We start from the raw sequence: 19,666 nt of genomic DNA, 5'->3' as shown, positions 1-19,666 counted from the left end.
TCGACGCCGATGCCGTCGGCGACCCCCGACGAGCTCGTGCTCGTCGACGCCTGGTGGCGGGCGGCGAACTACCTGACCGTCGGGCAGATCTACCTGATGGACAACGCACTGCTCACGCGGCCGATCGCGCGCGACGACATCAAGCCGCGCCTCCTCGGGCACTGGGGCACGTCACCGGCGCTGAGCTTCGTCTACGCGCACCTCAACCGCGTGATCCGCCGCGACGACCGCGACCTCTTGTACGTCTGCGGCCCGGGGCACGGCGGACCGGCCATGGTCGCCAACACGTACCTCGAGGGCACCTACAGCGAGTTGTTCCCCGAGGTGCCACAGGACGCCACGGGGCTGCAGAAGCTGTTCAAGCAGTTCTCGTTCCCGGGGGGCATCCCGTCGCACGCGGCCCCCGAGACCCCGGGGTCGATCAACGAGGGCGGCGAGCTCGGGTACTCGCTGAGCCACGCCTACGGCGCGGTGCTCGACGACCCCGACCTGGTGGCCGTCTGCGTCATCGGCGACGGTGAGGCCGAGACCGGGCCACTCGCGACGAGCTGGCACGCGAACAAGCTGCTCGACGCCCGGCACGACGGGGCCGTCCTGCCGATCCTGAACCTCAACGGCTACAAGATCGCGAACCCGACGGTGCTGTCGCGCATCCCCGAGGGCGAGCTGCTCGAGCTGATGCGGGGTTACGGGTACGAGCCGCTCGTCGTCGCCGGCGGTTTCGACGGCGAGGACCCGATGCGGGTGCACGAGCGCATGGCCGCCGCCCTGGACCACGCCTTCGCCCGCATCGACGAGCTGCAGCGCGAGGCCCGCGACGGCGACGGCACCGAACGCCCGCGGTGGCCCATGATCGTGCTGCGCACCCCGAAGGGCTGGACCGGCCCGAAGGTCGTCGACGGCGAGCGCATCGAGGGCACCTGGCGCGCACACCAGGTGCCGCTCAGCGGGGTCCGAGAGGACGACGGGCACCGGGCGCAGCTCGACGACTGGATGCGGTCGTACGGTGCCGACGAGCTCTTCGACGAGACGGGTCGGCCGGTGGCCTGGCTCGACGGGCTCCGGCCCCGGGGCGCGAAGCGCATGAGCGCCATCCCGGCGTCCAACGGCGGTCTCGTGCGTCGCGACCTCACCCTCACCGACTACCGCACGCACGCGGTCGAGACCTCGGACGACCGGCGCACCCAAGCCGAGGCGACCCGGGTGCTCGGTCGGTGGCTCGCCGAGATCGTCCGCGACAACCCGACGACGTTCCGTCTCTTCGGACCCGACGAGACCGTCTCGAACCGACTCGATCCGGTGTTCGACGTGACCGAGCGGGTGTGGGCCGCCGACATTTGGCCCGAGGACGAGCACGTGGCCCGCAGCGGGCGCGTGATGGAGGTGCTGAGCGAGCACCTGCTGCAGGGCCTCATGGAGGGCTACCTGCTGACCGGGCGCCACGGGCTGCTCAACACCTACGAGGCCTTCGTGCACATCGTCGACTCGATGTTCAACCAGCACGCCAAATGGCTCGAGAGCGCCGACGAGATCGATTGGCGCGCGCCCATCTCGTCCTTCACGTACCTGCTGTCGTCGCACGTCTGGCGGCAGGACCACAACGGGTTCTCGCACCAGGACCCCGGGTTCCTCGACGTCGTCGTCAACAAGCAGGCGCACCTCGTGCGCATCTACCTGGCGCCCGACGCCAACACCCTGCTGGCCGTGGCCGACCACGCGTTCCGGACGACCGACACGGTCAACGTGATCGTCGCCGGCAAGCAGGAGTCCCCCGCCTGGCTGTCGCTGTCCGAGGCCGAGGAGCACGTCCGGCGTGGCGTGGGCGTCTGGGAGTGGGCCGGCACCGAGGGTGCCCCCGTCGACGGCGTCGACCCCGACGTGGTGCTGGCCTGTGCCGGCGACGTGCCGACACTCGAGACCGTGGCGGCCGCCGACCTGCTGCGTCAGGTACTGCCGTCGCTGAGCACGCGCGTGGTCAACGTGGTCGACCTCATGCGACTGCAGGACGCGACGGAGCACTCGCACGGCCTCACGAACGACGACTTCGATGCCCTCTTCACGACGTCGAAACCGGTCGTGTTCGACTTCCACGGCTATCCGTCGCTCGTGCACCGGCTGACCTACCGACGGACGAACCACGAGAACCTGCACGTGCGCGGCTTCCAGGAGAAGGGCACGACCACCACGCCCTTCGACATGGCGATGCTCAACAACATCGACCGATACCGGTTGGTGCTCGACGTGCTGCACCGGGTGCCGGGGCTGGCCGACGAGCACCCCGAGGTGATCGCGGACTTCGAGTCACGACGCGAGGCCGCCCGGGCCTACGCCTACGAACACGGCGAGGACCACCCCGACGTGACCGGCTGGCAGTTCGGCGCCTGAGGCGTGCGACGGGCCGCCGCGCCGAGTGTACGGTCGGGCGCATGACGCCGAAGGACGAAACTCCCCCGCAGCTGAAGAAGCCCGGCATGTACGAGGCGCTCCGCGACGAGGGCGCCTCGAAGGAGAAAGCCGCGCGCATCTCGAACGCTGCCGCCCAGAAGGGCAACAGTGAGAAGAAGGTGGCCGCGAAGGGCGGGAAGTCGGGTTCGTACGACGACTGGACGGTGGACGAACTCAGAGGCCGCGCGAAAGAGCTCGGCGTGACCGGCTACTCCGACCTGAAGAAGGCCGACCTGATCGAGGCGCTCCGCGAGCACTGACCGCTACGGTCAGCTGGCCTGCTTCTCGGGGGCCGCCTTCTTCTCGGGAGCCGGCTTCTTCTCGGAGGCGGACGAGGCGGGCTTCTTCTTCGCTGCCGGCTTCTTCGCTGCCGGCTTCTTCGCGGCAGACTTCTTCGTGGCCGGCTTCCTCGCGGCGGGCTCGTCGGCGGCGGGCTTCTCGGCGGCGGCCGGCTTCTTGGTCGGCTTGCGGTGTCCGCCCGACCGGTTCGTCTCGACCGACCGGCGCAACGCCTCCATCAGGTCGATGACCTCGCCACCCTCACCGTCGTCGTCCTCAGGCTTCTCACCGAAGGTGGCGTCGGTGTCGAGCGACTCCCCCTCCTCGAGCTTCGCGTCGATCAGCTGTCGCAACTCTTCCTGGTAGTCGTCGCTGAAATCGGCGGGCTCGAAGTCGTCGCTCAGCGAGTCGACGAGCGACGACGACATGTCGAGCTCCTTGTCGCTGATGCGCGTCTGCTTCTCGAGTGCCGGGAACCGCGCCTCGCGCACCTCGTCGTCCCAGAGCAGGGTCTGCAGCATGAGCACGTCGCCCCGCACGCGCAGGGCGGCGAGCCGCGTCTTCTGTCGCAGCGAGAAGTGCACGATCGCGGTGCGGTCGGTCTCCTCCAGGGTGCGGCGCAGCAACACGTAGGCCTTGGGCGAGGTGCCGTCCGGCTCGAGGAAGTAGCTGCGGTCGAGCATGATCGGGTCGACCTGGTCGCTCGGCACGAACTCGAGCACGTCGATCTCGCGTGAGCGCTCCTCGGGCAACGACTTGAGGTCGTCACCCGTGATCACCACGGTGCGGTCGCCGTCGTCGTACGCCTTGTCGATGTGCTCGTAGTCGACGACCTTGCCGCAGATCTCGCACTTCCGCTGGTACCGGATGCGCCCACCGTCCGCGTCGTGCACCTGGTGCAGGGACACGTCGTGGTCCTCGGTGGCGCTGTACAGCTTGACGGGCACGTTGACGAGCCCGAACGTGATCGCGCCCTTCCAGATCGATCGCATGACGCTCATCTTTCTCCGCGTGCGCTCCGAATGACCGCCCACGGGGTACACGCCCCGACCGCAGGAGGCGCGGTGCGAGCAGCGTGGACGCATGAGCCAATACGACAAGAAGAACCCGGTCGACCTCTACCCCGCCCCGCCGTTCCCGAAGCAGGAGCAGTCGTTGCCGGGCGAGGCCTGGAAGATGGACCCGAAGCCCGACCACGGCGAGACCAGCTACGTCGGCAAGGAGCGCCTCACCGGCTTCCGCGGCATCGTCACCGGCGGCGACTCGGGCATCGGTCGCGCCGCCGCGATCGCGCTCAGCCGCGAGGGTGCCGACCTCGTGCTCAGCTACCTGCCCAGCGAGCAGAAGGACGCCGAAGAGGTGCGCGACCTGCTCGAGGGCGAGGGTCGCAAGGCCGTCCTCGTCCCCGGTGACATCTCGGACGAGCAGTACTGCAAGGACCTCGTGCAGAAGGCGGTCGACGAGCTCGGCGGGCTCGACACCCTCGTCATGGTGGCCGGCCGCATGAAGAGCAACGACGACATCCTCACGCTCACCACCGAGGACATCGACTCGACCATCAAGACCAACGTCTACTCGCTGTTCTGGCTGACCCAGGCCGCGATCCCCCACCTCGAGCCCGGCTCGTCGATCGTGACGACCGGTTCGGTGCAGGGCACGCAGCCCAGCCCCGACAAGATCGACTACGCCCTGACCAAGGGTGCGATCGGCGTCTTCACCTCGGGCCTCGCGCAGCAGCTCGCCCCCAAGGGCATCCGCGTCAACCAGGTCTCGCCCGGCCCGGTGTGGACTCCCCTGCAGCCCGGCTCCGACGACGCCGAGACGGTGTCGGAATTCGGCGGCCAGGCGCCGTTCGGCCGTCCCGGTCAGCCCGCCGAGCTCGCCGCCGCCTACGTGCACCTGGTGAGCCCCGAGTCGAGCTACACCTCGGGCGCGACCATCACGATCGCCGGAGCGATGCCCGCGGTCTGACCCGCGCCTCCTCGGCTCCGTCGTCCCGACGACACCGCGGCCCGTCGTCCCGCTCGCGCGGGGCGCCGGGCCGCGGTCGATGCGGCGGGTTCCCGTCGGTGGCGGCGGGCCGGCGCCGACGACGACACGGACCCGCCGCAGCCGGGTAGAACGAGAAGCAGACGACACGAGGAGGCGCGCGATGGCGGGCAAGGGACGCGGCGAGACCGTCGAGGTCGGCGGGCACCGGCTGCAACTGACAAACCTCGACAAGGTGCTCTACCCCGACGCGGGCACGACCAAGGCCGACGTGCTGGGCTACTACGCCGCCGTCGCCGGGTGGATGCTGCCGCACGTCGAGGGCCGCCCGGCGACCCGCAAGCGCTGGGTGAACGGCGTCGACGGTGAGGTGTTCTTCGAGAAGAACCTGCCCGACTCGGCACCCGACTGGGTCTCCCGACACAGCATCGAACACAAGGACCACGCGAACGTCTACCCGATGGTGAACGACGTCGCGACGCTCACCTGGCTGGCGCAGGTCGCCGCGCTCGAGGTGCACGTCCCGCAGTGGCGGTTCGGTCCGAAGGGCGCGCAGCGCAACCCCGACCGGCTCGTGCTCGACCTCGACCCGGGTGAGGGCGTCGGCCTCGCCGAGTGCGTCGCGGTGGCGCAGCTGCTGAAGCCCATCGTCGAGGGCATGGGCCTCGAGTTGATGCCCGTGACGAGCGGCAGCAAGGGCGTGCACCTGTACGCCCGGCTCGACGGGGGGCAGACCAGCGCGCAGGTCGGTGAGGTCGCCCACGAGCTGGCCCGCGCGATGGAGGCCGACCACCCCGACCTCGTGCTCAGCACCATGGGCAAGGCCGACCGCCGGGGCAAGGTGCTGCTCGACTGGTCGCAGAACAACGGGAACAAGACGACGGTCGCGCCGTATTCTCTGCGCGGCCGGACCCGACCGACCGTGGCGATGCCCCGCACCTGGCGCGAGCTCGCCTCGAAGTCGCTGGTGCAGCTGGAGTACACCGACGTGCTCTCACGCCTGAAGCGACGCGGCGACCCCCTGGCCGACGTCTCAGCGCACGTTCCGGTCCCGTCGGGCGAGCTGGGCGAGAACTTCCGCAACACCGAGGCCCCCGACCACGACCCGTCCGAGAAGGTACGTGACCGCCTCGAGGTCTACCGCTCCAAACGCGACGCGTCGAAGACCGCCGAGCCGGTGCCCGCCGACGCGCCCGCCTCGACCGACGGCACGAGCTTCGTCATCCAGGAGCACCACGCCAGCTCGCTGCACTGGGACTTCCGGCTCGAGCACGACGGCGTGCTCGTGAGCTGGGCGCTGCCGAAGGGCGAGCCCGACGACCCGGGCACGAACCACCTCGCCGTGCAGACCGAGGACCACCCGCTCGAGTACGGCACCTTCGAGGGCACGATCGCCAAGGGCGAGTACGGGGCCGGCGAGGTCACGATCTGGGACTCGGGCGAGTACGACCTCGAGAAGTGGCGCGACGGCAAGGAGGTCATCGTCGTGCTGCACGGCGAGCAGCGCGGCACCCGACGCGTCGCGCTGATCCACACCGGGCACGGCGGCGGGCGGGCCGAGTCGAACTGGCTCATCCACCGCATGAAGGACGACGCCGACGGCTCGCACGACGGCGCTTCCGCCGGCAATTCAGGAAAACGACCGCATCACGCCCGGAAGACGACCGAAGACGCGCGTTCTCCGGAGTCGCCGTCCTCTGCGCAGGCGAGCCGGGGAGGCCCTGTCGGCAACTCCTCACGCACGTCGTCTGCGGCCGGCGGCTCCCCCGAGAAGTCGGGCCGCGCCTCCTCGGCTCGCGACGGGAAGCAGGAGTTCCCCGCACCCGACCCGGTCGCGCCGATGCTGGCGACGACGGGCGATGCGCACGACGTGTCCGAGGGCGGGTGGGCGTTCGAGATGAAGTGGGACGGCATCCGCGCCGTGGCGGTCGTCCACGACGGCGCCGTCACGCTGACCAGCCGCAACGGCAACGACCTGACCCCGGCCTACCCCGAGCTGCAGGTGCTGGCCGAGCGGGTCGACGGCGAAGGAGGCGCGGTGCTCGACGGCGAGATCGTCGCCGTCGACGAGAAGGGTCGCCCCGACTTCGGGCTGCTCCAGACGCGCATGGGGCTGACGCGGCCCCGCGACGTGGCCCGGGTCGCGAAGGGAGCGCCGGTGAAGCTGCTGCTGTTCGACGTCATGCGGGCCGAGGGGCGCTCGCTCGTGAAGGACGAGTACGACGACCGTCGCGAGGTGCTCGAACGGATCGTCGAGAGCGGCGGTCCGATCGACGTGCCCCCGGCGTTCGACGGGGACCTGGAGGCGGCGGTCGCCACCTCGAAGCGCCTCCGGCTCGAGGGCGTCGTCGCCAAGCGACGCGACGCGACCTACAGCGCCGGCCGCCGCTCCCGGGCCTGGATCAAGATGAAGCACCACCAGACGCAGGAGGTCGTGATCGCGGGCTGGCGCCCCGGTGCCGGCCGGCGGGCGGACGGCGTCGGCTCGCTGCTGATGGGCGTGCCGGGCGACGACGGCCTGCACTACGTCGGCCGGGTCGGCACGGGGTTCACCGACCGCGAGCTCGACGAGCTGCTGCCGTCGTTGCGGGCGGCCGAGCGGAAGACCAGCCCGCTGGTGGGCGTACCCGCCGTCGACGCACGGGACGCGCACTGGGTCACTCCCTCGCGGGTGGGTGAGGTGTCGATCGCCGAGTGGACCTCGACCGGCCGGCTGCGGCAGCCGAGCTGGCGCGGGTGGCGGCCCGACAAGTCGCCGGACGACGTCGTCCGCGAGGGGTGAGGGCGCGCCGTCGGACGGCGGGCGGCCGGCGGGACCCGGCCCGCGCCTCCCGCCGCCACACCGCCACACCGCCACGAAGTGAACACGCCGCCACCCGATTGCGTGGCGGCGTGTTCACCTCGTGGCGGGACATGGGGACAGCGGGGTATCGGTCTGCTCCCGTCGTGTGTTGAGTGCAGCATGAGCACACCTCCCCCGGCCCCGAGCGACGCGGCGACCCTGCGCGGGCGGCGGGTCGTGCTCGTCGTCGCCGTGCTGGCCTCGTTCGTGGCGTTCCTCGACGGGTCCATCGTCACGGTCGCCCTGCCCGCGATCGCCCGTGAGCTCGGCAGCGGCACGGCCGGCGGCGCCGCGACGGCCGACGACGGCGCCGGCCTCGCCCTGCAACAGTGGGTGGTCGACGCCTACCTGCTGACGCTGGGGTCGCTCATGCTCGTGGCGGGCTCGCTCAGCGACACGTTCGGCCGTGTGCGGGTGCTGCGCGCGGGGCTGATCGGGTTCGCCGTGACCAGCGTGCTCGCCGCCCTCGCGCCCGACCCGGGCCTGCTGATCGCCGCCCGGGCCCTGCAGGGCGTCACCGCGGCCCTCCTCGTGCCGAGCAGCCTCGCCCTGATCACCTCGACCTTCAGCGGACCGGCGCAGGGCAAGGCCATCGGCAGCTGGACGGCCTGGACCGGGGTCGCGTTCCTGATCGGCCCGCTGACCGGCGGCGCGCTCGTCGACACGCTCGGCTGGCGCTGGGTGTTCGCCGTCGTGGTCGTGCCGGTCGTCCTCACCCTGGTGCTGATGACCCGCCTGCCCGGCGACGCCCACCGGGGGCGCGACGGCGCTCCCCCGCGCGTCGACGTCGTGGGCGCCGTGCTCGCGGCGGTCGGCCTCGCCGGACCGGTCTTCGCGCTGATCGAGGGGCAGCGGGTCGGGTTCGGCGCCTGGTTCGTCATCACACCGCTCGTGCTCGGCCTCGCCGCGCTCGCCGCCTTCGTCTGGTGGGAGCGCCGCACGCCCGCCCCGATGATGCCGCTCACGCTGTTCCGCACGCGCACCTTCACGGTCGGCAACCTGGCCACGGTCGGCATCTACGCGGCCCTCAGCCTCGGCACCCTGACCATCCCACTGGTGGTGCAGGAGCTGGCGGGTCTGACGGCGACCCTGGCCGGGCTCGTCACCCTGCCGACGACGATCGTGTCGCTGCTGTTCTCGACCCTGTTCGGCACGCTCGCCGCCACCCACGGCCCGCGTCTCTTCATGACCGTCGGGCCGCTGATCACCGCGAGCGGGTTCCTCTGGATGCTGCTCGTCCGCGACCCGATCGACGTCTGGTGGCAGGTCGTGCCCGGAGTGGTCCTCTTCGGCTTCGGCCTGTCGGTGACCGTGGCTCCGCTCACCTCGACGGTGCTGTCGCAGATCCCGGCGGCGCAGTCGGGCATCGCCTCCGCGGTCAACAACGCGATCTCGCGCGTCGCCGGGCTCGTCGCCGTCGCGTTCCTCGGCGTCATCGCCGGAGGCGCGCTCTCGGTGGGCGGGTTCCACCGCGTCGTGATCGTGGTCGCCGTGCTGCTCGGGGTGAGCGCGCTCGTGTCGTTCGTCGGTCTGCGCGACCGCACCCACGCCTCCTGAGCTCGCCACCGCGAGGCGACCGGCAGGCGCGCAAGGCCCCCGGCGCCGGGTCGGTTTGACGCCGCGCACCGCACCGCGTCTCGTGCTCCGCACCCGGTCTAGACGAGGTGCCGTGCACGAAACGCGGTGCGCTGTCGTCTGAGAGGGAACCTCCGCAGCACCGGGACCCGGCACCCATTGCCCTTGAGCCGCCTGTGACCCTACGATGAGCCAGACGTGAGCCGCCCTCGTTCGGGGGTGGCTCCAGCTCTGTCGTGAGACAGCCGTGATTACAAGGGAGTAATCGTGTCCGCTGCCCCTGCCCGCTCTTCCTCGACCCCTCGGTCGCGAGCCGTCCGGCCCGCGCGCCGTCCGCGCCGCGGCCTCGCGCTCGCCGCCGGGACCGCCGCCGCGGCCCTGCTGCTCAGCGGCCTGCCCGCGATCGCCGCGCAGGCCGCCCCGGTCGACCTCGCCCGCTTCGGCACGGTCACCGCCTCGGCGAGCCAGGCCGACGGCGACGGCACGTTCCCCGCCGACGCCCTGATCGACGGCGACCCAACGACCCGCTGGGCCAGCGGCAACGGCCCCGACGAGGACGTCGAGTTCACCGCGTCGGTGATCGTCGACCTCGGCGGCACCGCGCGCGTCGACGCGATCGGCCTCGACTGGGAGGCCTCGTACGCGACCGACTACACGGTCGACCTCACGTCGGGCGACCCGACCCTGGCCGAGAGCTGGACCACCGCGCAGATCGTCACGAGCGACGGCGGGCGCGACGACGTCACCTTGTCGACTCCCACCGACGCCCGCTACGTCCGGGTCAGCATGCTGCAGCGCTCGGCGGCGACCTGGGACCCGGCCCGCCCCCACTTCTACGGCTACTCGGCCTACGGCCTGCAGATCTACGGCGAGGCGCAGACGCGGTCGGTCACCTTCGACCGGTCGACCGCGACCGTCGCGGCCGGCCAGACCCTGACCGCGGGACTCAGCCTCACCGGTCCGAGCGACGAACCGGTCACCGTCCGTGTGCGCTCGACCGGCGGCACGGCCACGGCGGGCACCGACTACGCGGCCCTCGACGAGACCGTGACCTTCGCGCCCGGCGAGACCAGCGCCTCCGTCGCCCTCGTCACGACCTCGACGGGCGCCCTCAGCCCGCGCAGGACCGTCGAACTGACCGCGTCCGAGCCGAGCGACCCGACCGTCGTCGGAACGCGCGCCACCCTCACCGTGACGCTCACGCCGACGGGCGCCCTGCCGAACGTCCGCGCGACGACCGTGCTCGACGACTTCGAGGGCGGCGTGCCGACCGGCTACTTCGGCTGGGGCCAGAGCCCCGCCGTCACCCCGGTGCTCGACACCGTGGAGGCGCAGCGCGAGGGAGCGGCGGGCGACCAGGCCCTGCGTGCCACCGTCGCCGGTCCGACCACCGCCGAGAGCTGGTTCGGGTTCTCGCACGACGTCCCCGCCACCGACTGGAGCGACCACGACGGCTTCTCGTTCTGGTTCCGGGGCACCGCCTCGGGCCTGACCCTGCGCTACGAGCTGAAGAACGGCGACGGCGCCCTGTTCGAGCAGACCGTCGTGGACGACAGCACCGACTGGAAGCAGGTCAGCGTCCTGTTCGCCGACCTGCGACAGAAAGGCCAGCCGTCGAGCGACCTCCGCTTCGACCCGTCGGCCTCGACCGGCTTCGCGGTCACGCTGACCCCCCTCGGCGCCGGCACCTGGCAGTTCGACGACGTCGCCCTGTTCGAGCGCGCGACGATGATCGAGGACTTCGAGGGCGACGTCCCGCTCGGCACGACCGCCGACCCGCTCGGCTTCTTCACCTGGGGCTCCCCCGCCCCGCTCGAGCCCACGATCAGCCGGGACGTCACCGTGCAGGAGCGCGACGGCCGCGCCGACAACCACGTGCTGAGCGGCACCTCGTCGATCCCCGCCGGCGGCTACGGGGGCCTGAGCCACAACCTGGCCGACAGCCAGGACTGGTCGAGCTACCAGGGGCTGCGCTTCTGGTGGTACGCCTCCCAGTCGAACAACCCGGCCTCGCCGACGGCGGGTGCCGACATCAAGGTCGAGATCAAGGACGGCGACCCGGCCGGCGGCGACACCGCCGAGACCAGCGAGCTGTGGGCGACGACCTTCAAGGACAACTGGGGCAGCAGCACCAGCCGCTGGAAGCTCGTCGAACTGCCCTTCTCGGCGTTCACCCCGTCGGGGTACCAGCCCGGCGACGCGGCGACGACGAACGGCACGCTCGACCTGACGAGCGCGTTCGGCTACTCGTTCACCTTCACGCCGGGCACGCCCGCCCCGGTCGGGTACGCGATCGACGACACGCAGCTCTACGGCACCCCGGCGAGCGCCGCGTCCGTCACGGTGGACCCGTCGCAGGACGTCTACCTGGTCGACGCGGGCGGCTCGGTCGAGATCCCGCTGACGGTGACGACGGCCGGTGACGAGCCCCTGGCGACGGACGTGTCGGTCGACTGGTCGACCGCGGACGGCACGGCCGTCGAGGGCACCGACTACGACGCGGCGTCGGGCACGGTGACGTTCGCGGCGGGGACCGCCTCGGGGACGGCGCAGTCCGTGACCGTGTCGACCCGCGCCTCCTCGGGGGCCGCGGAGTCGAAGGAGTTCGCGGTGTCGCTGGCGTCGACCACGGCGAAGGTCGGTGACGGTCCGCGCGTCGTGATCGGCGCGCACGACCTGCCGTACCTCGACCCGTCGCTGCCGACGGCCGACCGTGTGGCCGACCTGCTCGGCCGCATGACCCTGGACGAGAAGGTGGGTCAGATGGCGCAGGCCGAACGGCTCGGCCTGTCGTCGCCGCAGGACGTCAGCGGTCGTGCGCTCGGCTCGCTGTTGAGCGGTGGCGGCTCGGTGCCCGAGGGCAACACCGCGGTGGCGTGGGCCGACATGGTCGACGCGTACCAACGCGAGGCGCTCTCGACGCGACTGCAGATCCCCATGGTCTACGGCGTGGACGCCGTGCACGGCCACAGCAACGTGGTGGGTGCGACGATCTTCCCGCACAACACCGGCCTCGGCGCGACCCGCGACCCGGCCCTGGTCGAGCGCATCGCCGAGGTCACCGCGACCGAGGTGCGGGCGACCGGCGTGCCGTGGACCTTCGCCCCCTGCCTCTGCGTCTCGCGGGACGAGCGATGGGGCCGCAGCTACGAGTCGTTCGGCGAGGACCCCGACCTGGTGCGCACCTTCGCGGCCCCGTCGGTGATCGGCCTGCAAGGCGACGACCCGACCGACATCGGCGGCGCCGACGAGGTGCTCGCCACGGCGAAGCACTGGGCCGGCGACGGCGGCACGAGCTACGACGAGTCCGTGGCCGGCACGGGTGCGTACCCGATCGACCAGGGCATCACGAACGCCGACTCGCTCGAGGACTTCACCCGGTTGCACGTCGACCCGTACCTGCCGGCGCTCGAGGCGGGCGTGGGCACGATCATGCCGTCGTACTCGGCGGTCGACCTGGGCGACGGGCCCGTGCGCATGCACGAGAACGCCGCACTGAACAACGACCTGCTGAAGGGCGACCTGGGGTTCCAGGGCTTCCTCATCAGCGACTGGGAGGGCATCGACAAGCTGCCCGGCGGCAGCTACGCCGACAAGGCCGTGCGCTCGGTGAACGCCGGGCTCGACATGGCGATGGCGCCGTACAACTACGGGGCGTTCATCGACGCGATCGTGGCGGCCGTCCGGTCCGGTGACGTCGCCGAGTCGCGGGTCGACGACGCCGTGCGGCGCATCCTCACCCAGAAGTTCGACCTCAACCTGTTCGAGCAGCCCTTCGCCGACCGGACCAACGTCGACGGCGTCGGCTCGGCCGAGAACCGCGCCGTGGCCCGCCAGGCCGCCGGTGAGTCGCAGGTGCTGCTGAAGAACGCCGGAGACGCGCTGCCGTTGGCCGCGGACGCCGACCTGTACGTCGCCGGCTCGAGCGCAGACGACCTCGGCCGCCAGATGGGCGGCTGGACGATCAGCTGGCAGGGCGGATCGGGCGACACGACGACCGGCACGAGCATCGCCGAGGGCATCCGCGAGGTCGCGCCCGGTGCGTCGGTCACGCTGAGCCCCGACGCCTCGGCCCCCATCGGTGCCGGTCAGACCGGCGTCGTGGTGGTCGGCGAGCGCCCGTACGCCGAAGGTCAGGGCGACGTGCCCAACAACGGCTCCAGCCTGTCGCTGACGGCCTCGGACCAGGCGATCGTGGACAAGGTCTGCGCGGCCACCGCGTCGTGCGTGGTGCTGGTCGTCTCGGGCCGCCCGCAGCTGCTGGGCGACGTCGTGAGCGTGGCCGACGCGGTCGTGGCGTCGTCGCTGCCCGGCTCCGAGGGCGCCGGCGTCGCCGACGTGCTGTTCGGCGACCGGCCCTTCACCGGGCGCCTGCCCGTGACCTGGGCGGCGAGCGCCGACCAGGTGCCGATCAACGTGGGCGACGCCGACTACGAGCCGCTCTACCCGTACGGCTGGGGTCTGCGCACCGACGGTGCCCGCGAGCGGCTGGAGGCGCTGGTCGCCTCCCTGCCCGAGGGTGCGTCCCGTGCCGCGGTGCAGGCTGTGCTCGACGCCGACGTCTGGGACGGTGACGGCGCGGTGACCGACGCTGCCGCCGCGCTGCGCCTCCTGCTCGCCGCGGTCACCCCGTTCGGCGGGACCGACCTCGGCGCGATGGCCACGGCGGACGACCTCGTGTCGGTCGCCCGCGACCTAGCCCAGCAGGCGATGGTCGACGGCACGGCGGCCGACGGGTCGTCGGCCCTGACGGCCGACGCCGAGAACGCGCTACAGCGCGGGCTGCCCGACGTGGCGCTCGCGCGGTTCGCCTCGGTGCTCGGCATCGACCTCGGCGTCGTCGAGCCGACCAAGGACGTCGTGCCCGGCACGCTCGCTCCCTCAACCGCCCGCCCGGGCGACACGGTGTCGATCACGGCGACCGGCTTCGCCGCCGGGGAGGACCTCGCGGGCACCGTGTTCTCGGAGCCGCAGTCCATCGGCGGGACCACGGCCACGGCGGCCGGGGTCGGCGTGCTGCGGTTCGTCGTGCCGGCCGACCTCGAGCCGGGCTCGCACGTCGTCGAGCTCGAGGGGTCGGGGCAGATCGCCCGCGCCACGCTCACGGTGCTCGCCGCGGCGGTGCCGGGCGACCCGGGGACGCCGGGTGGCGAGACGCCCGGCGCGGGCACGCCCGGCACGCCGGGTGGTGGCGGGCCGGGCAGCGGCTCGGGCTCGGGCTCGGGCTCGGGCTCGGGTGGCACCGTCGTGGCGTCGCCGGTCGGGCTCGCCTGGACCGGCTCGGGCGAATGGATCGGCATCGCCGTCGCGGCGTTCCTGATCGTGGCGCTCGGGGTCGCCCTCCGGCTGCGTCGCCCGCGCGACCGCGGCTGACGCGCCCGTCCGCACCGCGCCTCCCCCGGTCGCGCCTCCCCCGGTCGTTACTCCCCCAGGAACCCCGTTCCGGACGATCAACCCCGATCCTTCGGGGTGCATCGTCCGGAACGGGGTTCTTCGTCGCGTCGACGCTGCGGCTCCTGCGTGCACCCGCTGCTAGCGTCGCGGGGTGCTCACCACCGACCGCCTGCTGCTGCGCCGCTGGCGCGAGTCCGACCGCGAGCCGTTCGCGGCCCTCAACGCCGACCCCGAGGTGATGCGATATTTCCCCGCGACCCGTACGCGTCCCGAAAGCGACGCCATGGTCGATCGGCTCGACGCGGCGATCGAGGCCGACGGCTTCGGGCTGTGGGCCGTCGAGTGTCGCGACTCGGCGGCCTTCGTCGGCTTCGTCGGGCTGTCCCGCCCGACCTTCGATCCGGCGCTCGTCGGGCAGGTCGAGATCGGCTGGCGCCTCGCCCGCGAGGCCTGGGGTCAGGGCTTCGCCACCGAGGCCGCCCGGGAGGCCGTCCGTTTCGCGTTCGACCCGACCGGTGCCGACCTGCCCGGCCTGATCAGCTTCACGGCGGCGGTCAACGAACCGTCCCGCCGCGTGATGCGCCGCCTCGGCATGACGCACGACCCCGCCGACGACTTCGAGCACCCCGCGCTGCCGCCCGGCCACGCGCTGCGGCCGCACGTCCTGTACCGGTTGAGCCGCGCCTCCTGACACCACCGGGAACCCCGTTCCGAGCCATGAACCACGAAGGAACGGGGTGCGCCGTGCGGAACGGGGTTCATCGCGTGGTGGACACGCCGCCGACCCCGATCAGCCCGTCGTCCGCGCCCGCCGCGGCGAACGCCTCGCCCACCTCGGCCAGCGGGATCGTCCGGCCGACGAGCGACTCGAGCGGCCACCGCCGCCACGCCTCGGACGCCCACGCCACGCCCTCATCCAAGCGCTCGGGCTCGGCGTCGCGCACGCCGGTGACCGTGACGAGCCCCTCGACCAGCCGGGCGCCGCTCACGCTCACCTCCCGACCGCCGACCGCCACCCCCGCCAGCACCACGACTCCCCCGACGGCCACCTGTCCGACCAGGGCCGACACCCCGGCGACCCCGTCCAACGCGAGCCCGACCGTGCGGTGACGTCCCGACCGGTCGACCGAGGCGAGCACCCGCGAGAGGGCGTGCGACCCGGTCGACGCCACGGGGTCGGCCACGGCGACGGCGCCGAACGCGCGCGACCGCTCGCGCCGCGCCTCCTCGGGGTCGGCGACCACGACGCGCGCCCCGGCGTCGGCGGCCATCGCCGTCGCGACCAGTCCGACGGCGCCCGCGCCGGACACGACGACGACCTGACCCGCGAGCGACGGCACCCCCGAGAGCCCGAGCACCGAGGAGGCGCGGTGCAGCACCTCCGCGGCCGTCGCGGTCACTCCAGCCACCGGGGCGAGCACGGCGGCAGGCACGTCGTCGGCGACGACCACCACGGCGGTCCCCCGGCGCAGGTGCACGTGGCTCGCGACCGCGCCCGACAGCTGCCAGCTGCGCCGCGTGCGCTCCTCCCCGTACCGCTCGCCCGAGACGCACGCCGAGGTCAGACCCCGATGACACGGGACGCACCGCCCGCACGCCACCGTGCCGGACCAGACGACGCGCATGCCGGGCCGCAGCCGTCGGCCGTCGCGGGCCCGGGCGTGCTCGTCGGCCTCGACGACCCGCCCGACCGCCGAGCCGCCCGGCACCACGGGCAGGGACGCCGCACCACGGCCGACGAGGGTGAGCACCTCGTCCGGGCCGGAGGCGGCGAGCTCGACGGTGACGAGGGCGTCCCCGCGCGCCAGGCGCACCCCGGGCACCGCGATCTCGCTGAAGCCGAGCCCGGTGCCGAGCCAGACCTGTGCCGTCGCCGGCGGGTCCAGGCACACGTCGCGGCCGTCGAGCACGGGGCGCATCGGGTCGACCCGCAGCCGCCCCGCCTGCGTCGCCCTCGACATCGTCCCCCACCCCTCGCACCCGGCCTCCGGTGCACGCCACGAGCCTAGGCAGGGCGGGTGGCGGCTCGGCGAACCCCCGGCGTCCACCGGGTGAACGCGCCGAGCGGCCGGAGGCGCGGGTCGGGTCAGGCGACCGGCGTCAGTCCCAGCGCCCGGATCACGTCGTCGGCCTCGTCCTCGGGCGATCGACCGACGTCGACCACGACGTGGCGTTCGTCGGCCTCGGGCGGTTCGAGCGTCGCGACCTGCGAGTCGAGCAGCGTGGTCGGCATGAAATGGCCCTCACGGGCGGCCATGCGGTCGCCGAGCAGGTCGCGGCTGCCGCGCAGGTAGACGAAGACGACGTTGTGCTCGCGCAGCACGTCGCGGTACTTGCGCTTCAGCGCCGAGCAGGTGATCACGCCCGGCACGCCCGCCATGGCGTGTTCGACGATCCAGGACGAGACGGTGTCGAGCCAGGGTGCCCGGTCGTCGTCGTCGAGCGGGGTGCCGGCCGCCATCTTCGCGACGTTCTCGTCGGGGTGCAGGTCGTCGCCCTCGTACGAGTCCCAGCCGAGCCGCTCGGCGAGCAGGGCCGCGACCGTCGACTTGCCCGAACCCGACACGCCCATGACGACGAGCACGGGATCGGCGGCGTAGGGCCCGCCCGCCGGCACCGCGCCTCCTGCAGTCGTCGCGGAGCCCGAGGAGGCGCGGTCCGCGTTCTCGAGGACGGGCATCAGATGAACACGCTCGCGAGCATGACCCCGGCGAGGGCCGTGAGGCTGAGGACGCACTCCATCAGGCTCCAGGTCTTGAAGTTCTGCCCGACCGTGGTGCCGAGGTACTCCTTGATGAGCCAGAAGCCGGCGTCGTTCACGTGCGACAGGAAGACCGAGCCGGCACCGATGGCGAGCACCAGCAGCGAGGCCTCGGGGGTGGACATGTCGGCGGCGAGGGGCGCCATGATGCCGGCGGCCGTGACCGTGGCGACGGTGGCGGAACCCGTGGCGACGCGCACGAGGGCCGCGACGACCCAGGCGACGAGCAGGACGCTGACGCCCGACTCCGAGACGGCGTCGCCGATGACGGTGCCGATGCCGGTGTCGATCAACACCTGCTTGAACCCGCCGCCGGCGCCGACGATCAGCAGGATGCCGGCGACGTCGGGCAGCGACGAGCCGAGCGTCTTCGACACGGCGGCCTTGTCCATGCCCCCGGCGCGGGCGTAGAAGACCATCGCGTAGAGGACGGCGACGGTCAGCGCGACCATGGGCGTCCCGAGGAACTCGAGCAGGTCGACCCAGGTGCCCGTGGCCGTCGGCAGTGCCGCCTCGCGGATCGATCGGGCGAGCATGAGCACGACGGGCAGCAGGATGCCGACCAGGGCGTTCGCGAAGCTGGGGCGTGTGCGCGCCGAGCCCTCGCCGCCGTCCTCCTCTTTCGAGACGAAGAGGTCGGGCACCGGCACGGGCGCCCACTTCGCGGCGAGCTTCGAGAAGAGCGGCCCGGCCACCATCACGGTGGGGATGGCCACGAGCACGCCGAGGCCGAGGGTGAGACCGAGGTCGGCACCGACGGTCGACACGGCGAGCAGCGGACCGGGGTGCGGGGGCACGAGGGCGTGCATCGCCGAGAGGCCGGCGAGCGCCGGGATCGCGATGCGCATGAGCGGCAGACCCGAGCGGCGGGCGACGAGCACGATCACCGGGATCAGCAGCACGAGGCCGACCTCGAAGAACATCGGCAGGCCGATCAGCGCGCCGATCAGGGCCATCACCCAGGGCAGTGCCTTCTGGGACGAGCGCGAGATCAGGGTGTCGACGATGCGGTCGGCTCCGCCCGAGTCGCTGAGCAGCTTGCCGAACATCGCGCCGAGTCCGATGAGGATGCCGACGCTCGTCATGGTCGAGCCGAAGCCGGTGCCGAAGCTCGTGACGGCGTCGCCCGGGGCGAGGCCCGCGCCGATGCCGACCCCGACGGCGCCGAGCAGCAGCGCGAGGAAGGGGTGGACCTTCAGCCAGGTGATGAGGCCGACGATCACGACGATGCCCACGAGGGCCGCGATGATCAACTGCGCGTCGGTGCCCGAGGGCGTGGGGGCGGCGGTCGCCGCAGCGAGGAGGTGCATTCCGTCGCGTCCTTCCGAGGACGCTTCACTGCGACCTCTTCGTCGTGGGCCGGAGCCCGGGGGGTTGTCGTCCGGTTGCGCCCGACGGATGTCTGGCAGTCTTGTCTCGCGGACGAGTCTGATTAGTGTGAATAATCAGACTTATGGAGTGTGCCACAGTCACCACGACCGCGCCACCCCGCCTTTCCGCACCTCTCTCCCCTAGGAGTCGACGATGACACCCGGTCTCTCCGCATCACGAGAACGCGGCCTGCACGCCCGCGTGGTGGACGTCCTCGGCACCGAGATCGTCGACGGCCGGCTCGCCGTGGGCTCCACCCTGAACCTCGACGACCTCGCGGCCCGGTTCACCGTCTCGCGATCGGTGCTGCGCGAGGCCCTGCGGGTGCTGCAGTCGCTCGGGATGGTCGAACCGCGCCAGCGCATCGGCACGCAGGTGCTCCCCCGCACCTCGTGGGACCTCATGAACCCGCAGATCATCCTCTGGAGGGGTCGCAGCCCCGAGTACTTCGTCCAGATGCGCGAGCTGCTCGAGCTACGACTCGGCCTCGAGCCGGTCGCGGCCCGCTTGAGCGCCCTGGCCTTCACGCCCGACCAGGCCTCGGCCGTCGAGGACGCGGCGCGCACCATGGTGGCGGCCGCCGAGTCCGGGGACGGCCGCGCCTACCTCGAGGCCGACGTCGCGTTCCACACCGCCGTGCTGCGCGGCTCGGGCAACGACGTGATCGGGCACTTCGCCTCGACCGTCGAGGCCCTGCTGCGCACCCGCACCGAAGAGCGCCGGTTCACCATCACCGGGTACACGCCCGCGGCGGCCGAGCTGCACCTCGACCTGGCCCTGGCGATCCGGTCCGGCGACGCGGACGCCGCCTTCTCCCGCTCGTGGCAGCTGATCGACACGACCGTCGACGAGTTCGTCGCCGAGTCCGGCGGCTCCCCCGCCCCCTGACCCGCACCTCCTGCCCCGCCCCTGGCTCGGCACTCCTTCACCCCTCTCCCCCCACCCCGGGACCCCGGCCCGCCCGTGCATTTCGCGACAGCCGAGTGACGACACGCGGCCCGAGGCCCCTC

The 19,666-nt window shown here is 72.4% G+C and carries 12 protein-coding genes; 8 read left to right on the top strand and 4 right to left on the bottom strand.

Annotated elements, in window-relative coordinates; all coding sequences use genetic code 11:
* The first annotated feature begins 9 nt into the window (after positions 1-9).
* Together AC1MBW_RS12150 and AC1MBW_RS12145 are read left to right on the top strand one after the other, a co-directional pair.
* Positions 10-2,385 carry a phosphoketolase family protein gene (locus tag AC1MBW_RS12150; protein WP_480026111.1) on the top strand — a complete coding sequence of 792 codons (2,376 nt, stop codon included), beginning with the start codon at positions 10-12 and terminating at the stop codon, positions 2,383-2,385.
* 41 nt (positions 2,386-2,426) lie between these two features.
* Complete coding sequence (locus tag AC1MBW_RS12145; RefSeq protein ID WP_480024628.1) at positions 2,427-2,705, top strand: DUF7218 family protein; 279 nt, start codon at positions 2,427-2,429, stop codon at positions 2,703-2,705.
* 9 nt (positions 2,706-2,714) lie between these two features.
* Here the strand turns inward: AC1MBW_RS12145 and ku are convergent, their stop codons facing one another.
* Positions 2,715-3,716 (bottom strand): non-homologous end joining protein Ku, encoded by a 1,002-nt coding sequence (gene ku / locus AC1MBW_RS12140; RefSeq protein ID WP_480024627.1) that lies wholly within the window; start codon positions 3,714-3,716, stop codon positions 2,715-2,717.
* 91 nt (positions 3,717-3,807) lie between these two features.
* Here ku and AC1MBW_RS12135 point away from each other — a divergent pair, with 91 nt between their 5' ends.
* The 5 genes from AC1MBW_RS12135 (at position 3,808) to AC1MBW_RS12115 (ending at position 15,215) form a co-directional block, all read left to right on the top strand.
* Positions 3,808-4,695 carry an SDR family oxidoreductase gene (locus tag AC1MBW_RS12135; RefSeq protein WP_055973592.1) on the top strand — a complete coding sequence of 296 codons (888 nt, stop codon included), beginning with the start codon at positions 3,808-3,810 and terminating at the stop codon, positions 4,693-4,695.
* A gap of 181 nt (positions 4,696-4,876) precedes the next feature.
* A complete protein-coding gene (locus AC1MBW_RS12130) occupies positions 4,877-7,495 on the top strand; it encodes an ATP-dependent DNA ligase (protein ID WP_480024626.1) in 2,619 nt (872 codons plus the stop codon).
* A 180-nt stretch (positions 7,496-7,675) separates the two neighbouring features.
* Positions 7,676-9,112, top strand: coding sequence for an MFS transporter (locus AC1MBW_RS12125; RefSeq protein ID WP_480024625.1), 1,437 nt, complete (start codon positions 7,676-7,678; stop codon positions 9,110-9,112).
* Positions 9,113-9,397: 285 nt separating this feature from the next.
* Positions 9,398-14,503: a glycoside hydrolase family 3 N-terminal domain-containing protein gene (locus AC1MBW_RS12120; RefSeq protein ID WP_480024624.1), complete on the top strand. Its 5,106-nt coding sequence runs from the start codon at positions 9,398-9,400 to the stop codon at positions 14,501-14,503.
* Positions 14,504-14,675: 172 nt separating this feature from the next.
* On the top strand, positions 14,676-15,215 hold the full coding sequence (locus tag AC1MBW_RS12115) for a GNAT family N-acetyltransferase (protein ID WP_480024623.1): 540 nt from the start codon (positions 14,676-14,678) through the stop codon (positions 15,213-15,215).
* A gap of 67 nt (positions 15,216-15,282) precedes the next feature.
* On the opposite strand, the gene AC1MBW_RS12110 is transcribed toward AC1MBW_RS12115, so the two are convergent.
* From AC1MBW_RS12110 to AC1MBW_RS12100, 3 genes are all read right to left on the bottom strand, one after another.
* The gene (locus tag AC1MBW_RS12110) at positions 15,283-16,485 is read right to left on the bottom strand and encodes an alcohol dehydrogenase catalytic domain-containing protein (RefSeq protein ID WP_480024622.1); all 1,203 of its coding nucleotides are present in this window, start codon (positions 16,483-16,485) and stop codon (positions 15,283-15,285) included.
* 125 nt (positions 16,486-16,610) lie between these two features.
* Entirely contained in the window at positions 16,611-17,096 is a 486-nt protein-coding gene (locus AC1MBW_RS12105; RefSeq protein WP_480026110.1) for a gluconokinase, read from the bottom strand.
* Positions 17,097-17,203: 107 nt separating this feature from the next.
* Positions 17,204-18,595 (bottom strand): GntP family permease, encoded by a 1,392-nt coding sequence (locus AC1MBW_RS12100; RefSeq protein ID WP_480024621.1) that lies wholly within the window; start codon positions 18,593-18,595, stop codon positions 17,204-17,206.
* Between the two features lie 214 nt (positions 18,596-18,809).
* Between AC1MBW_RS12100 and AC1MBW_RS12095 the strand changes: the two genes are divergently transcribed.
* Positions 18,810-19,544 carry a FadR/GntR family transcriptional regulator gene (locus AC1MBW_RS12095; RefSeq protein WP_082383680.1) on the top strand — a complete coding sequence of 245 codons (735 nt, stop codon included), beginning with the start codon at positions 18,810-18,812 and terminating at the stop codon, positions 19,542-19,544.
* The last annotated feature ends 122 nt before the right edge of the window (positions 19,545-19,666 follow it).

Source organism: Frigoribacterium sp. AP1, assembly GCF_056680555.1.
Note: the sequence above shows the minus strand (reverse complement) of the source record. Positions and strands in the feature narration are given on the sequence as shown.

Excerpts from the sequence above, each read along its gene's own strand:
- AC1MBW_RS12100 (WP_480024621.1), bottom strand. The coding sequence starts at position 18,595 with ATGCACCTCCTCGCTGCGGCGACCGCCGCCCCCACGCCCTCGGGCACC.
- AC1MBW_RS12135 (WP_055973592.1), top strand. The coding sequence starts at position 3,808 with ATGAGCCAATACGACAAGAAGAACCCGGTCGACCTCTACCCCGCCCCG.
- AC1MBW_RS12150 (WP_480026111.1), top strand. The coding sequence starts at position 10 with ATGCCGTCGGCGACCCCCGACGAGCTCGTGCTCGTCGACGCCTGGTGG.
- AC1MBW_RS12110 (WP_480024622.1), bottom strand. The coding sequence starts at position 16,485 with ATGTCGAGGGCGACGCAGGCGGGGCGGCTGCGGGTCGACCCGATGCGC.
- AC1MBW_RS12125 (WP_480024625.1), top strand. The coding sequence starts at position 7,676 with ATGAGCACACCTCCCCCGGCCCCGAGCGACGCGGCGACCCTGCGCGGG.
- ku (WP_480024627.1), bottom strand. The coding sequence starts at position 3,716 with ATGCGATCGATCTGGAAGGGCGCGATCACGTTCGGGCTCGTCAACGTG.
- AC1MBW_RS12145 (WP_480024628.1), top strand. The coding sequence starts at position 2,427 with ATGACGCCGAAGGACGAAACTCCCCCGCAGCTGAAGAAGCCCGGCATG.
- AC1MBW_RS12130 (WP_480024626.1), top strand. The coding sequence starts at position 4,877 with ATGGCGGGCAAGGGACGCGGCGAGACCGTCGAGGTCGGCGGGCACCGG.
- AC1MBW_RS12105 (WP_480026110.1), bottom strand. The coding sequence starts at position 17,096 with ATGGGCGTGTCGGGTTCGGGCAAGTCGACGGTCGCGGCCCTGCTCGCC.
- AC1MBW_RS12095 (WP_082383680.1), top strand. The coding sequence starts at position 18,810 with ATGACACCCGGTCTCTCCGCATCACGAGAACGCGGCCTGCACGCCCGC.